Here is a 12,225-nt window from a genome sequence, read left to right on the forward strand (position 1 = left end):
GCGTTCCCGCTCGTTCGCTAGACGAACTCCCCCTTTGACGCTCTAATCACGAGGCATTTTTACGTAAGTATTTTTGTGTCCGGGGCTTGGGGGCTCCATGCGTTGCGTTGGAAGGGTGCGCGCGTTTTGCGTCGCCGCCGCCGCGTTGCTTTGCGGAGGCTCTCCAACTGCGGCCGATCCCCTGAATGATCTTCTGCTGCCACCGGCCAGCGCTCTCAGCGGCGGCGCATATCCCGAGAAGTTTCTCTATTTCAGCGGGTTCGATCTCTGGCGCAGTGGCGGCTCTTTCTACGGCGGCCTTCAGTGGGCACCCGGTGGCCTCAATCAGGATGGCTTCACCCTCAAGCTGCTCCTTGCGCAAAGCAGCTACCGTTATCTCGCCGGCACCAACAACATTCGCGGCACTGGACTGCTCGGCGCCGTCCTGCCGGGCTGGCGGATCAAGCGCGGCGACTTCGAAATCAAGGTCTTCGCCGGTCCCGATGTCCAGAACCATCGCTATTCTCCGGACGATCCAGGAAACGGCCTGCGCGGCAATCATGTCGGACTGCGTGTCGCCGCGGACCTGTGGTGGGAGCCGACGGCGACAGTGATGCTGGCATCGTCGATCTCCGGCTCGACCATCGGCAACAGTTTCGGTGTGCGCGCCGCTGCCGGCTGGCGCGTCAGGGATCGGTTCTGGGCGGGACCCGAAGTGGAAACGTCGGGCGATGCGGTCTATCGGCAGTACCGGATCGGCGCCCACCTGACATCGTTCAAAATGTCGGCTTTCGAGTGGTCGCTGGGCGCAGGCTATGTCCAGGACAACAGCCACCGCTCCGGAGTCTATGGGCGCATCGGTGTGCTCACGCGCCGGTAGCGCAGGCCTGGACTTTGGTCGACACCAAACCTAAGGACCGTTGAAGCGGCCAAATCCGAAACCGGCAACCGCGTAACCGGTCAACCCAGACGCCAGACCGCTATCGGCTGTTCATAGCCTTTCACCGCGACCTCGCCGAGCGAGAGCGCGTCGGCGCATGCTGCCAAGAGATTCGCGGACGGCCGACGAGATCAGAAACTGCCAATTGAACTCCTTGTTGAGGGCTTCAAGCCGCGCCGCGAAATTCACCGTGTCACCGATGACGGTATTCCTTGCGCCGCGGCAATCCGATATTGCCCTTACAGCGTCGGCCAGCGGCCTCAATCCAAAGTGCGCCGGAATCGCGTGACAGCGATGCTCATGGCGACCAGCACCAGCACGCACAGAGCGATGGCGTCGTACTGCAGGTTCTCCAGCGACGCGCCTTTCAGCATGATGGCGCGGACGATGCGGATGTAGTGGGTTAGCGGGAGCGCCTCACCGATCCATTGCGCCCAGACCGGCATGCCCGCGAATGGAAACATGAATCCGGACAGGAGAATGTTCGGCAGGAAGAACATCATCGACATCTGCATCGCCTGGAGCTGGTTCTGCGCAATGGTCGAGAACGTGTAGCCGATCGACAGATTGGCCGCGATGAACAGTGTCGAAAGGGCGGCCAACACCGACAGGCTGCCGAGGATCGGCACATGGAACAGGAAGTGGCCGATACCGATGATGATGGTGGCTTGGAGAAAACCAACCAGCACATAGGGAATGATCTTGCCGAGCATCACCTCAACCGGAGTGATCGGCATCGCCAGCAGGTTTTCCATCGTGCCGCGTTCGATTTCGCGCGTCACCGACAGCGCGGTAAAAATCAGCATCGTCATGGTCAGGATCGTCCCGACCAGACCCGGCACGATGTTCAGCCGCGACTCCGCCGCCGGATTGTAACGCGCATGGGCACGGATTTCGAACGGCATCGAAGGCGGATCGCCGGCGTAAAGATCATGCTTGAGGGCCGACTGCGCGATCTGTCCCAGCGCGCCGAGCGCAGAGCCGGACGCCACCGGATCGGTGGCATCCGCCGCCACCAGCAACGCGGGCTTGTCGCCGCGCCGGACGGCACGCTCAAAGCCACGCGGAATCTCGACCCCGAACAGAACCTTGCCGGACTCGAGCAGACTGTCGAATTCAGCGACAGTGTGAACCTCGCGCGTGAAGCGGAAATAGGCGGTGTTCTGCAGCGCCTTCAGGATCGAGCGTCCGAGGTCGCTGTCCTCCTGCAACAGCACGGCGGTCGGCAGATTGCGCGGCGTGGTATTGATGGCATAGCCGAACAGCAGGAGTTGCATGATCGGCAGCATCACGATCATCGCGAACGAGACTCTGTCGCGGCGGAGCTGAAGGAATTCCTTCACCAGCATCGCATAAGTGCGCTGCCAGAAGCCACGCGCACCGCCGTTGCTTGTTTCAGTTGCGCTCATTGGAAGTTATCCTTCGAGCGGCTCATCAACTCAATGAAGACATCTTCGAGGGATGGTTCGGATTTGTGCCATATCGTATCGCCGCCAGACCTGTATGGCGCGATTGCGTCCTCGAGCGCTGCCGCATCGCGTCCCGACACATGCAGACTGGTGCCGAACGGCGCGACCATATCGACCCCAGGCTTGCCGGTGAGATCGGCGGTCAGCTTGTTCAATCCCTCGCCGGTGACGGTGTAGGTCGTCAGCGCCGACTTCGCGATGACGTCTTCGACGGTGCCGTGCACCAGCAGGTTGCCGTATGCGATATACGCGATCTCGTGGCATCGCTCGGCCTCGTCCATGTAGTGCGTCGACACGAGCACGGTGAGCCCTTCCGCCGCCAGCGCATGGATCTCGTTCCAGAATTCGCGCCGCGCCTTGGGATCGACACCGGCGGTCGGCTCGTCGAGCAGCAGCAACTGAGGACTTGGTAATGTGCAGGCGCCCAGCGCAAGCCGCTGCTTCCAGCCGCCGGACAGTTCGCCGGCAAGCTGTTCTTCGCGCCCCGACAACCCGATGCGCTTGATCATCTCGCGCGCCGCGCCGCGCGGGTCCGGCACGCCGTAAAGCCGCGCGACGAACTCCAGGTTCTCGCGCACCGACAGGTCCTGATAGAGGCTGAAGCGCTGCGTCATGTAGCCGACGCGCCGCTTGATCTTGTCGGCATCGCGCCGGATGTCGTAGCCGAGGCATGTCCCCTCGCCGCTGTCCGGCGTCAGCAGGCCGCAGAGCATGCGGATGGTCGTGGTCTTGCCCGAGCCGTTGGGACCGAGAAATCCGTAGATCGAGCCGCGCTTCACCTGCATCGACAGGTCGTGCACCACCTCACGGCCGTTGAACGACTTCGACAGGCCATGGACCTCGATCGCGATATCTGATTGTGCGGTGTCGGTGCTCACGGCGTCTTGCCGTCTGTGAAGATGCTGACCGGCTGACCGACGCGCAGGCTATCCGGTTTGTTCGGCCGCGCCTGGATCAGATAGACCAGCTTCGAGCGCTCATCGAGACTGTAGATCACGGGCGGCGTGTATTCCGCCATGGTCGCGATAAAGTAGATCTTCGCGGTCAGATCGCTGGCGCAACCGTCGCATGTCACGCGAACGTCCTCGCCGACCTTCAACTTCGGCAACTCGGGCTCCGGCACGAAGAAGCGAACCTTCATGTTGCCGGGCGGCAGGATCGACACCACCGGCTTCTGCGCAGGAACGGTTTCGCCTTCGCGAAAATAGATCTGCTGGATCGTGCCGGCGATGGGCGCGTTCATGCGCCGGCGCGCCAGCCGCGTCTGCGATGTGTTCACCTGTGCCTCGGCGACGCGCAGCCCGGCCAGCGCGGAATCGAAATTGGCCTGTGTGCCGGAGCCGGTCTTGCTCAGAGACGCCGCGCGATCGTAGGCCTGCTGCGCGTTGGCGAGCGTGGCATTGCTCTGGTTCAGCGCGGCCTGCTGAAGATCGTCATCGACGGCATAGAGCGGCATGCCGACCTCGACCTTGTCGCCCTCGCGGACATTAAGTTTGACCACACGACCCTGCTCGTCCGGGCTGACGAAGATCATGTCGGCCTCGACCCATCCCTGATAGCCGGGATTTTTGGAATCCCAGCAACCGGCCAGACTTATCGAGGCCAGCAACAGCACGAGGCCCCGTGCAATGCTTCGCGACGAAATCATGTCGCTTTCCCTTCATTGAAAATCAGATCGAGATGAACCCGCAGCATCGCGGCAACATCGAGCGGTGCCTGCTTTCCGAAAAGACCTTGCCAAATCACCGCGACAACCAGCGGCCCGACCAGAAGTTGCGGAAATTCCGCCAGCCCCGGGTTACGGATTTCACCGCGTGCGATGCCGTATGCGATCAGCTTGCGCATTCCGGCGATGCCGTGTGCAACCACCTCGCGGTAGTAGAATTCCGCAAGCTGCGGGAAGCGCGTGCCTTCGGCAATAATCATCCGCACGATATCGGCGCGTTTTGTGCCGATGACCTCGCGGGCAAACGTCTCGGCCAATAATTCGATCGCTGCGCGCGCCGATCCTGCTCCCGCCCCGATCTGCGGATTCGAAATCCGTGTGATCAATGGTCCGAGCGCGGTGCGCACCAGTTCCTGAAACAGCACTTCCTTGTCCTTGAAGTGCAGATAGATCGTGCCTTTGGCGACACCCGCGCGCCTGGCCACATCGTCGAGGCGCGTTGCGGCAAAGCCCTTCGCGGTGAATTCATCGAGACCCGCTGCGATGATCGCAGCCCGCCGTTCGGTCGCGCCGACCGCGCGCTTTGACGGGCGCGATGGCGCAGTGCGATCTGCGGACGCGCGCGTTCGTGCACCGCGCGCGGGTTCATCTTTGGGGGGACGGGTGTCGATCAGGGGAAGTTTTGCCATTCCTTGAATATGACTGACTGGTCAGTCATATTCAAGGATAAAGACAATCCTTTCAAGAAATCGCGCAAGTCATTGAATTATAAGAATATTACACAGGAGACTTGGCTGCCCCGAGCAACGGCAAGGCCGGGCGGAGCCGCAAACTAGCCTTTTGCGTCGCAAGCCCAGGCGCGTATAACACATTCCTTGCCGCCGAACGCGTAGCACTTCTTCATCGCGTCATTGAGCGCGGTCGAGATGCGCGGAGCAACAGCGTAGCCGTGAGCCCCGCAAGGCTTGGTCATATCGAGCGACAGCGCGGCGCAGGCGCGCTTCATGGTCACGGCGGAGCAATCGCCCTTGCACTGCTTGAGGGCCGCGGCCCGCGCAGCCTGCTCGGCCGGATAATCGAACGCCTGGCCATAGGCGCCGCACTTGCCAATCGCCAGCGCGCCGGCCGCGGAAGCCGGTGTTGTGACGAGATGGGTGGCAAAAGCTGAAACCAAAGCAAAAACAAAAAGTGCGCGGCAACGCGCCGCCATGAAAGCCGTCAACGTCCCCTCCCCCGAGGTCATTCCGGAAAGGACATTAGGCGGGAGGGCGTTTCAACTTGGTGAACAGGGTGGAAAGGAAAGAGGTCAACGCTAGCCGCGCCGCGCGTCCGCCAGCATTTCCGGCGTATCGATATCGAGAAAAGCGCTTTTGCCCTCGACCTCGATTTCCGCCACCGCCTCGGCATGCTGGGCGATCAGGTGCCGCGCGCCGATGTCGCCGTCGAGCGTCATCAATTCCGGGAAGAATCTCCGCGACCACAGCACCGGATTACCGCGACGCCCGCCCGCCACCGGCACCACGATCAGCGAACCGCGATCCGGCGCGAAAGCATCCACCAGGCGGTCGATAAGCTTGGCGTCGATCAGCGGCATGTCGCCAAGGCAGACCACCGCGCCATCAGCGGTGTCAGGCACCGCACCGATGCCAGCCTTCACCGACGTCGCGAGGCCCTCGGAAAAATCGGGATTGCGGGCGAATTCGACTTTAAGTCCTTTCAGCGCCGCCTCGACCTCGAGACTTTGATGGCCGGTAACGACAATGACCGACGAGGCCTTCGAGGCCAGCGCCTGCTCGGCGACGATCCGCACCAGCTTCTTGCCGTTCAATTCGGCCAGCAGCTTGTTCGGTCCGCCCATCCGGGTGGAGCGCCCGGCGGCGAGGATCACGGCAGCGACCTTGCGATTGCCGTCGGCCTCGATTGGCACGCGCGGCTGCGGCCGTGTCACGATTTCCATCAGGAGCCCGCCGACTCCCATGCCGGTGACATCCGCGCGGGTGACGGGAAGCCCCGCCAGCAACCGCATCAGGATCCAGTCGAACCCGTTTTCCTTCGGCGAGCGCGCGCAGCCCGGCGCGCCGAGGACCGGAAAATTCCTGACGTTTCCGATCATCATGAGATTGCCGGGATCGACCGGCATGCCGAAGTGCTCGACCGCCCCGCCGATCCGTTCGATCGCCGCCGGAATCACATCCCGCCTGTCGGCAATGGCGGAGGCGCCGAACACCAGCACCAGTTCGGCACCGACGCCGAGCAGATCTTCGATCGCCGGCGCAAGCGCGCCTTCATCGTGCGGGACGCGGCGCTCACCGATGATGCGTGCGCCGGTCGGCGCGAGACGTTCCTCGGTGACGCGCAAAGTCTTCTCGATCACCTTCGGGGCCAGCCCCGGCAGGATCGTCGAGACGATCCCGACACGCTTGATCGTGAACGGCGCGACCCGCATCTGCCCAGCTTGGGCGGCGACCACCGCAGCGTCGCGCAGCTTCGCCTCGACGCCGAACGGAATGATCTTGACGGTGGCGATCATTTCACCGGCCACCACCGGCTTGAACGCCGAAAGCGTGGCGAAGGTGATGGCTTCGTCCACCCGGTTGATGCGGTCGACGGCCTCGCGGTCCACCACCAGCACGCCGGCTTCCGCCGCGAACAAATTGGCGCGGCCGGTAAAGGCGCGCTCGACATTGACGCCCTCGCCCGCCACCGCCGCAGCGATACTGGCGGCCGCCTCGTCCTCGGACACATCGTCCTTGTCGAGGCGCGCGACGACGATTTCCTTCACACCCGCCTGCTTCAGCGCCGTGACCTCAGCCGCACCGATGACGGTGCCCTTCTTGAGGACAAGCGGCCCCTGACGGATGGCGTGAACGGTGACGCCGCCGATGCTGTCTTCCGGCGCAACAGGACCGAATTTCATGCCGCTGACTTCGTCTTGAGCGGCGTGTCGGCAGGAAGCCGCAGCCGCGCCGTGATCTCGGCCATGATCGCAACCGCGATCTCAGAGGGCGACACCGCGCCGATATTGAGACCGATGGGTGCGTGAATGCGCGCCAGCGCGGCGTCGCTCGCACCCTGGGCCTTCAGCCGCTCGAGACGTTTGCCATGCGTTTTCCGCGAGCCCAGCGCGCCGATGTAGAAACAGTCGCGTTCAAGCGCATGCAACAGCGCCGGATCGTCGATCTTGGGATCGTGGGTCAGCGCGACGAACGCCGTGTAGCGGTCGATGTTGAGCGGCGGCAGCGCCACATCGGGCCAATCCGCAAACAGCGGCACATCGGGAAAACGTTCGGGCGAGGCAAAGGCCGTACGCGGATCGACCACGAACACATCGTAGTCCAGCGACTGCGCCAGCGGCGCCAGCGCCTGACTGATGTGGACCGCGCCGATAATGACCAGGCGCGCGGTCGGGGCATAGACATTGAGAAACAGCTTCCTGCCGTCGCTCTCGATCATGCCGCTCTTGCCCATGCGCAGATGCTTGTCGAGTTCGGCGTGCAGCGGATCAGCTGCGATGTCCGCGGCCTTGATGAGGCGCTGATCGCCGCTGACGACATCGGTCACAACGATCACGGCCCGGCGCGCCGCGCGCTCGGCGTTCAGCTCAGCCAGCGTATTCTGTTTCAAGAGTTGCCCACCTTCTCGACGAAAACCCGGATCGTGCCGCCGCACGACAGCCCGACATTCCACGCGGTCTCATCCGCGACGCCGAATTCCAGCATCTTCGGTTTGCCGCTGGCGATCACATCGAGCGCTTCGGTGACCACCGCGCCTTCGACGCAGCCGCCGGAGACGGAGCCGAGAAACGTCCCGTCGTCATTGATGACGAGGCTCGATCCAGCCGGGCGCGGCGCGGAGCCCCAGGTCTCGACCACGGTGGCGAGCGCCACGCCGTGTCCGGACTTCATCCAGGTCTCAGCGGCTTTCAGAATGTCGTCATCGCGGTTGAGCATGGTTCGATTCCTCAGGCTGCGGAGCGGGTTTCGATCCGCCGGGGCGGCTGGTCCGCGGTCAGTGCGCCGATCAGCCCTTCCATGGACTTCAAGTTATGCACGGGACGGAATTCATCAACATGCGGAAGCATCATTTTGATGCCCTGCGCCTTGGCTTCGAAGCCCTCAAAACGCAGAAGAGGGTTGAGCCAGATCAGGCGGCGGCACGACCGATGCAGCCGGTCCATCTCGAATTCCAGCCGGGAATCGGCCTCTCGCTCCAGCCCGTCTGAAATCAGGAGTACGATGGCACCCTGCCCGAGCACCCGGCGGCTCCAGAGGTTGTTGAAGTTGTGCAGCGAGGTCGCGATCCGCGTCCCGCCGGCCCAATCCTCGACGCTGCTTGAGCATGCCGCCAGCGCCTCGTCAGGATCGCGGGCGCGCAGCGCACGCGTCACGTTGGTCAGCCGCGTGCCGAAAAGGAACACCGAGACGCGTTTGCGCGCGTCGGTGATCGCATGCAGGAATTGCAGGAACAGACGGGTGTAGTCAGTCATCGAGCCGGAAATATCGAGCAGCGCCACAATGGGTGCGGGCTTATCGATGCGCCCGAGCCGCTGGAATTTCACAATCTCGCCGCCGGTGCGCAGACTGCCACGCAGCGTCCGCCGCAGATCGAGCCGCTGGCCCCGCGCGTCCGGCTTGAAGCGGCGGGTGCGCAGTTCAGCCTGCGGGAGCTTCATCTTCGCGATGGCGCGGGTCACTTCCGCGATCTCGGCGGCACTCATCTGCGCGAAATCCTTGCGCTGAAGCACCTCGCGATCGGACACCGAAAGCTGGACGTCCTTCTCTTCGATCTCAGGTCCTTCGATGTTGCGGCTCTGCGCAAAGGCTTCCTGAACACGGCGCGAGGCGGGCGGCGGCGGCTTCTGCGCTTCGGGTGGCAGCGGCACCGAGTCGAGCATGCTTTCGATGCCTTCGGCACGGCGGAAGAACAGATCGAACGCCTGCGCGAAAATCAGCGCGTGCTCATGGCGCTTGACGAAAATCGATTCCAGCGTGGTGAACAGATCGGCGCGGTTGCCGATATCGATCAGCCGCATCGCCTTCAGCGCATCGATCACGGCACCCGGCCCGATCGGCAACCCGGCGACGCGCAGCGCGCGCGCGAAGCCGATAACATTGTCCGCAATCAATCCGGTCGTTGGGGTCTCGATGTCATCTGGCATGACGATTCCCGAAAGCGCGTTCAGGCCGCAGGATCGCTGACGGCTTCCTTGATGACCTTGTCGAGTGCCGGGCCCTGCATGCGCGCAATATCATCCTGATACTTCAACAGCGCACCGAGCGTATCCCCCACCACCTGCGGCGTCAGCGAGCGGGCATCGAGTTCGGTGAGCGCCGTCGCCCAGTCGATGGTCTCCGCGACGCCGGGCACCTTGAACAGATCCTGCTCGCGCAGCGCCTGCACGAAGCCGACCACCTGCTCCGACAGCTTCGCGCCGATATTCGGCACCCGCGACTTGACGATGGCAAGCTCGCGTTCGGCAGAGGGGTAATCGACCCAGTGATAGAGACAACGGCGCTTGAGGGCGTCATGGATCTCGCGGGTGCGGTTTGACGTGACGATGACGATCGGCGGCTGCGGTGCTTTCACCGTGCCGAATTCCGGAATCGTGACCTGAAAGTCGCTGAGAATTTCCAGCAGATACGCCTCGAAGGCCTCGTCCGCGCGATCAAGTTCGTCGATCAGCAGCACCGGCGGCCCGGCGACATCCGGCTCCAGCGCCTGAAGCAGCGGTCGCTTGATGAGGTACTTTTCCGCAAACACGTCGGCGGACAGTTGCTCGCGGTCGGTTTCACCGCTGGCTTCGGCCAGACGAATGGCGATCATCTGCGCGGCGCTGTTCCACTCGTAGACTGCGGACGCGACGTCGAGGCCTTCATAGCATTGCAACCGGATCAGCTTGCGCCCGAGAGCAGCGCTGAGAACCTTTGCAATCTCGGTCTTGCCGACGCCGGCCTCGCCTTCGAGAAACAGCGGGCGGCCCATCTTGAGCGACAGGTAGACCACCGTCGCCAGCGAGCGCTCCGCGAGATAGCCACGGCTGGTGAGCAGATCGAGCGTTGCATCGACGGATGCGGGGATCTTGCTCATGCTCACACAGACTCCAAATTCAGCTCTTCGCGGTCGCGGCTTCCACAGCACGGCGCGCAAGCACGCCGATCAGATGCGCACGATATTCGGCGCTGCCGTGAATGTCGCTGTTGAGTCCATCGGCAGACACCGTGAGCCCCTCGAGCGACTTCGCCGAAAACCGCTTCTTCAGCGCTTCTTCGAACTCGGTGGCGCGGAACACCCCGTCACCGCCCGCACCGGTCACTGCAACACGGACATCCGACGGACGCCGCGCGACGAACACGCCGACCAGAGCGTAACGCGACGCCTGATTGCGGAATTTCTGATACGCGGCCTTTTTCGGCAGCGGAAACATGACGCGGGTGATGATCTCGTCCGGCTCCAGCGCGGTCGTGAACAGGCCCTGGAAGAATTCTTCCGGCTTCAGCCGGCGCTTGTTGGTGACGATGGTCGCACCCAGCGCCGTGACGGCAGCGGGATAATCCGCCGTCGGATCGTTGTTGGCCAGCGAGCCGCCGATGGTGCCCTTGTGGCGAACGGCGGGATCGCCGATCAGACCGGCAAGTTCCGCAAGCGCCGGGATCGCTTCGCCGACAACGGCGGAGTTCGCAACTTCCGCATGGGTCGCGGTCGCACCGATCACCAGATTGCGGCCCTTCATCTCGATGCTGTTAAGCCCTTCGATGTGGCTGAGATCGACCAGATGCGGCGGGCTGGCGAGCCGCTGCTTCATCACCGGCACCAGGGTGTGACCACCGGCGATCAGCTTGGCGTCTTCGTTCTTGACGAGAAGATTGGCGGCCTGCCGCACAGTCCCCGGACGATGATATTTGAAATCGTACATGAGCGGTCCTTCGGGAACGGCGTCGGTTACGCGAGATCGGATTTGGCCATCGCCTTGGCGCCGGCTGCGATCGACAAGACGATGTTCTGGTAACCGGTGCAACGGCACAAATTACCTTCGAGTTCTTCCCGGATCACTTCGTCGCTCAGGTCGTGGCCCTTGCGATGCACGAGATCGACCGCAGTCATGATCATGCCCGGCGTGCAGAAGCCGCACTGCAATCCGTGATGCTCGCGGAAGGCTTCCTGCATCGGGTGCAGCGGAGCGCCGTCGGCAGCAAGACCCTCGATGGTCTTGACCTCGTGCCCGTCGGCCATCACCGCCAGCGTGGTGCACGACTTCACGGCCTTGCCGTCGAGATGGACGACACAGGCGCCGCATTGCGAGGTGTCGCAGCCGACATGGGTGCCTGTCAGCCGCAAATGCTCCCGCAAGAACTGGACGAGCAGCGTGCGCGGTTCGACTTTCCCTGTCACGGGATTGCCGTTCACGATCAGTGAAATCTTGGCCATCAACACTCTCTTGTTTTCAGCTTGGCGCCCAGATTGTGGGACTCAAGTTCTGGGACTCACGCAGCACCGCATGGCGCGGCGCAAAACGCGTTTATAATGGTTCCAAATTCATAATATGGGCCATTGCGGCAATGAGCAACCTCATGGCGCGCCGCTTCCGAACAAGAAGGCTTGATTTGTACGAGGACCTGATATGCCGAAACGGCCTCAGCCCGTCTTCACCGCGTCCGCGAACTTCGCAAAAAATTCATCGGCCAGCTTCTTGGCCGCGCCGTTGATCAGCCGCTGCCCGAGCTGCGCGAGCTTGCCGCCGATCTGGGCCTCCACATTATAGCTTAGCAGGGTGCCGCCATCCTTTTCGGCCAGCGCGACCGTCGCTCCCCCCTTGGCGAACCCCGCGACTCCGCCCTCGCCCTCGCCGGAAATCTTGTAGCTGCTCGGCGGGTCGAAATCGCTGAGCGTGACCTTGCCCTTGAAGCGCGCGGACACCGGCCCGACCTTCATCTTGGCAACGGCCTCGAACTGGTTCTCGCCAGCGACATTCAGTTCTTCGCAGCCCGGAATGCAGGCCTTCAGAACGGCCGGATCGTTGAGCTTGGCCCACACCACTTCGCGGGAAGCAGGAAGCTGCACCTCGCCCGTCATCGTCATCGCCATGTGCAAGCCTCCTCGTTCTTTAACCGCGTCCTGCGGCTCTGCCGGTCTCAGTTAGAATACAGCGCCCGCAAAGGAAAGGGTATCGTGCG

General features: G+C 62.9%; 14 protein-coding genes and 1 pseudogene. 1 reads left to right on the forward strand and 14 read right to left on the reverse strand.

The features are described 5' to 3' along the window. The first annotated feature begins 97 nt into the window (after window positions 1–97). Window positions 98–859, forward strand: a complete 762-nt coding sequence (gene bcsS / locus HMPREF9695_RS12950) for a cellulose biosynthesis protein BcsS (protein ID WP_006021292.1) — start codon at window positions 98–100, stop codon at window positions 857–859. A gap of 80 nt (window positions 860–939) precedes the next feature. Here the strand turns inward: bcsS and HMPREF9695_RS26965 are convergent. The 14 genes and pseudogenes from HMPREF9695_RS26965 to HMPREF9695_RS13015 all read right to left on the reverse strand — a co-directional run. Continuing rightward, window positions 940–1,172: pseudogene (locus HMPREF9695_RS26965) on the reverse strand (adenylate/guanylate cyclase domain-containing protein); the annotation flags it as partial. A 7-nt stretch (window positions 1,173–1,179) separates the two neighbouring features. Further along, window positions 1,180–2,328, reverse strand: coding sequence for an ABC transporter permease (locus HMPREF9695_RS12955; protein ID WP_006021293.1), 1,149 nt, complete (start codon window positions 2,326–2,328; stop codon window positions 1,180–1,182). Continuing rightward, complete coding sequence (locus tag HMPREF9695_RS12960) at window positions 2,325–3,266, reverse strand: ABC transporter ATP-binding protein (protein WP_006021294.1); 942 nt, start codon at window positions 3,264–3,266, stop codon at window positions 2,325–2,327. Before HMPREF9695_RS12960 ends, HMPREF9695_RS12955 begins: the two co-directional genes overlap by 4 nt. Further along, window positions 3,263–4,036 (reverse strand): HlyD family secretion protein, encoded by a 774-nt coding sequence (locus HMPREF9695_RS12965; RefSeq protein WP_006021295.1) that lies wholly within the window; start codon window positions 4,034–4,036, stop codon window positions 3,263–3,265. The genes HMPREF9695_RS12960 and HMPREF9695_RS12965 overlap by 4 nt, the downstream gene beginning before the upstream one ends. Then, the gene (locus HMPREF9695_RS12970; RefSeq protein ID WP_006021296.1) at window positions 4,033–4,743 is read right to left on the reverse strand and encodes a TetR/AcrR family transcriptional regulator; all 711 of its coding nucleotides are present in this window, start codon (window positions 4,741–4,743) and stop codon (window positions 4,033–4,035) included. The genes HMPREF9695_RS12965 and HMPREF9695_RS12970 overlap by 4 nt, the downstream gene beginning before the upstream one ends. Window positions 4,744–4,886: 143 nt before the next feature. Then, the gene (locus HMPREF9695_RS12975) at window positions 4,887–5,297 is read right to left on the reverse strand and encodes a DUF4189 domain-containing protein (protein ID WP_051055010.1); all 411 of its coding nucleotides are present in this window, start codon (window positions 5,295–5,297) and stop codon (window positions 4,887–4,889) included. 69 nt (window positions 5,298–5,366) lie between these two features. Next, window positions 5,367–6,971, reverse strand: coding sequence for an NTP transferase domain-containing protein (locus HMPREF9695_RS12980; RefSeq protein ID WP_006021298.1), 1,605 nt, complete (start codon window positions 6,969–6,971; stop codon window positions 5,367–5,369). Next, on the reverse strand, window positions 6,968–7,678 hold the full coding sequence (locus tag HMPREF9695_RS12985) for an XdhC family protein (protein ID WP_006021299.1): 711 nt from the start codon (window positions 7,676–7,678) through the stop codon (window positions 6,968–6,970). The genes HMPREF9695_RS12980 and HMPREF9695_RS12985 overlap by 4 nt, the downstream gene beginning before the upstream one ends. Continuing rightward, entirely contained in the window at window positions 7,675–8,004 is a 330-nt protein-coding gene (locus tag HMPREF9695_RS12990; protein WP_006021300.1) for an XdhC family protein, read from the reverse strand. The genes HMPREF9695_RS12985 and HMPREF9695_RS12990 overlap by 4 nt, the downstream gene beginning before the upstream one ends. Window positions 8,005–8,015: 11 nt before the next feature. Then, a complete protein-coding gene (locus HMPREF9695_RS12995; protein WP_006021301.1) occupies window positions 8,016–9,212 on the reverse strand; it encodes a vWA domain-containing protein in 1,197 nt (398 codons plus the stop codon). Window positions 9,213–9,232: 20 nt separating this feature from the next. Continuing rightward, window positions 9,233–10,141, reverse strand: coding sequence for an AAA family ATPase (locus tag HMPREF9695_RS13000; protein ID WP_006021302.1), 909 nt, complete (start codon window positions 10,139–10,141; stop codon window positions 9,233–9,235). A gap of 19 nt (window positions 10,142–10,160) precedes the next feature. Then, window positions 10,161–10,967 carry an FAD binding domain-containing protein gene (locus HMPREF9695_RS13005; protein ID WP_006021303.1) on the reverse strand — a complete coding sequence of 269 codons (807 nt, stop codon included), beginning with the start codon at window positions 10,965–10,967 and terminating at the stop codon, window positions 10,161–10,163. A gap of 26 nt (window positions 10,968–10,993) precedes the next feature. Then, the gene (locus tag HMPREF9695_RS13010) at window positions 10,994–11,479 is read right to left on the reverse strand and encodes a (2Fe-2S)-binding protein (protein ID WP_006021304.1); all 486 of its coding nucleotides are present in this window, start codon (window positions 11,477–11,479) and stop codon (window positions 10,994–10,996) included. 207 nt (window positions 11,480–11,686) lie between these two features. Continuing rightward, on the reverse strand, window positions 11,687–12,136 hold the full coding sequence (locus tag HMPREF9695_RS13015) for an SRPBCC family protein (protein WP_006021305.1): 450 nt from the start codon (window positions 12,134–12,136) through the stop codon (window positions 11,687–11,689). Between the last annotated feature and the right edge of the window lie 89 nt (window positions 12,137–12,225).

It is taken from the genome of Afipia broomeae ATCC 49717, from assembly GCF_000314675.2.
Classification (GTDB): Bacteria; Pseudomonadota; Alphaproteobacteria; order Rhizobiales; family Xanthobacteraceae; genus Afipia; species Afipia broomeae.

Excerpts from the sequence above, each read along its gene's own strand:
- HMPREF9695_RS12965 (WP_006021295.1), bottom strand. The coding sequence starts at position 4,036 with ATGATTTCGTCGCGAAGCATTGCACGGGGCCTCGTGCTGTTGCTGGCC.
- bcsS (WP_006021292.1), top strand. The coding sequence starts at position 98 with ATGCGTTGCGTTGGAAGGGTGCGCGCGTTTTGCGTCGCCGCCGCCGCG.
- HMPREF9695_RS12995 (WP_006021301.1), bottom strand. The coding sequence starts at position 9,212 with ATGCCAGATGACATCGAGACCCCAACGACCGGATTGATTGCGGACAAT.
- HMPREF9695_RS13015 (WP_006021305.1), bottom strand. The coding sequence starts at position 12,136 with ATGGCGATGACGATGACGGGCGAGGTGCAGCTTCCTGCTTCCCGCGAA.
- HMPREF9695_RS12980 (WP_006021298.1), bottom strand. The coding sequence starts at position 6,971 with ATGAAATTCGGTCCTGTTGCGCCGGAAGACAGCATCGGCGGCGTCACC.
- HMPREF9695_RS13010 (WP_006021304.1), bottom strand. The coding sequence starts at position 11,479 with ATGGCCAAGATTTCACTGATCGTGAACGGCAATCCCGTGACAGGGAAA.
- HMPREF9695_RS13005 (WP_006021303.1), bottom strand. The coding sequence starts at position 10,967 with ATGTACGATTTCAAATATCATCGTCCGGGGACTGTGCGGCAGGCCGCC.
- HMPREF9695_RS12990 (WP_006021300.1), bottom strand. The coding sequence starts at position 8,004 with ATGCTCAACCGCGATGACGACATTCTGAAAGCCGCTGAGACCTGGATG.
- HMPREF9695_RS12975 (WP_051055010.1), bottom strand. The coding sequence starts at position 5,297 with ATGACCTCGGGGGAGGGGACGTTGACGGCTTTCATGGCGGCGCGTTGC.
- HMPREF9695_RS12955 (WP_006021293.1), bottom strand. The coding sequence starts at position 2,328 with ATGAGCGCAACTGAAACAAGCAACGGCGGTGCGCGTGGCTTCTGGCAG.
- HMPREF9695_RS12970 (WP_006021296.1), bottom strand. The coding sequence starts at position 4,743 with ATGGCAAAACTTCCCCTGATCGACACCCGTCCCCCCAAAGATGAACCC.
- HMPREF9695_RS13000 (WP_006021302.1), bottom strand. The coding sequence starts at position 10,141 with ATGAGCAAGATCCCCGCATCCGTCGATGCAACGCTCGATCTGCTCACC.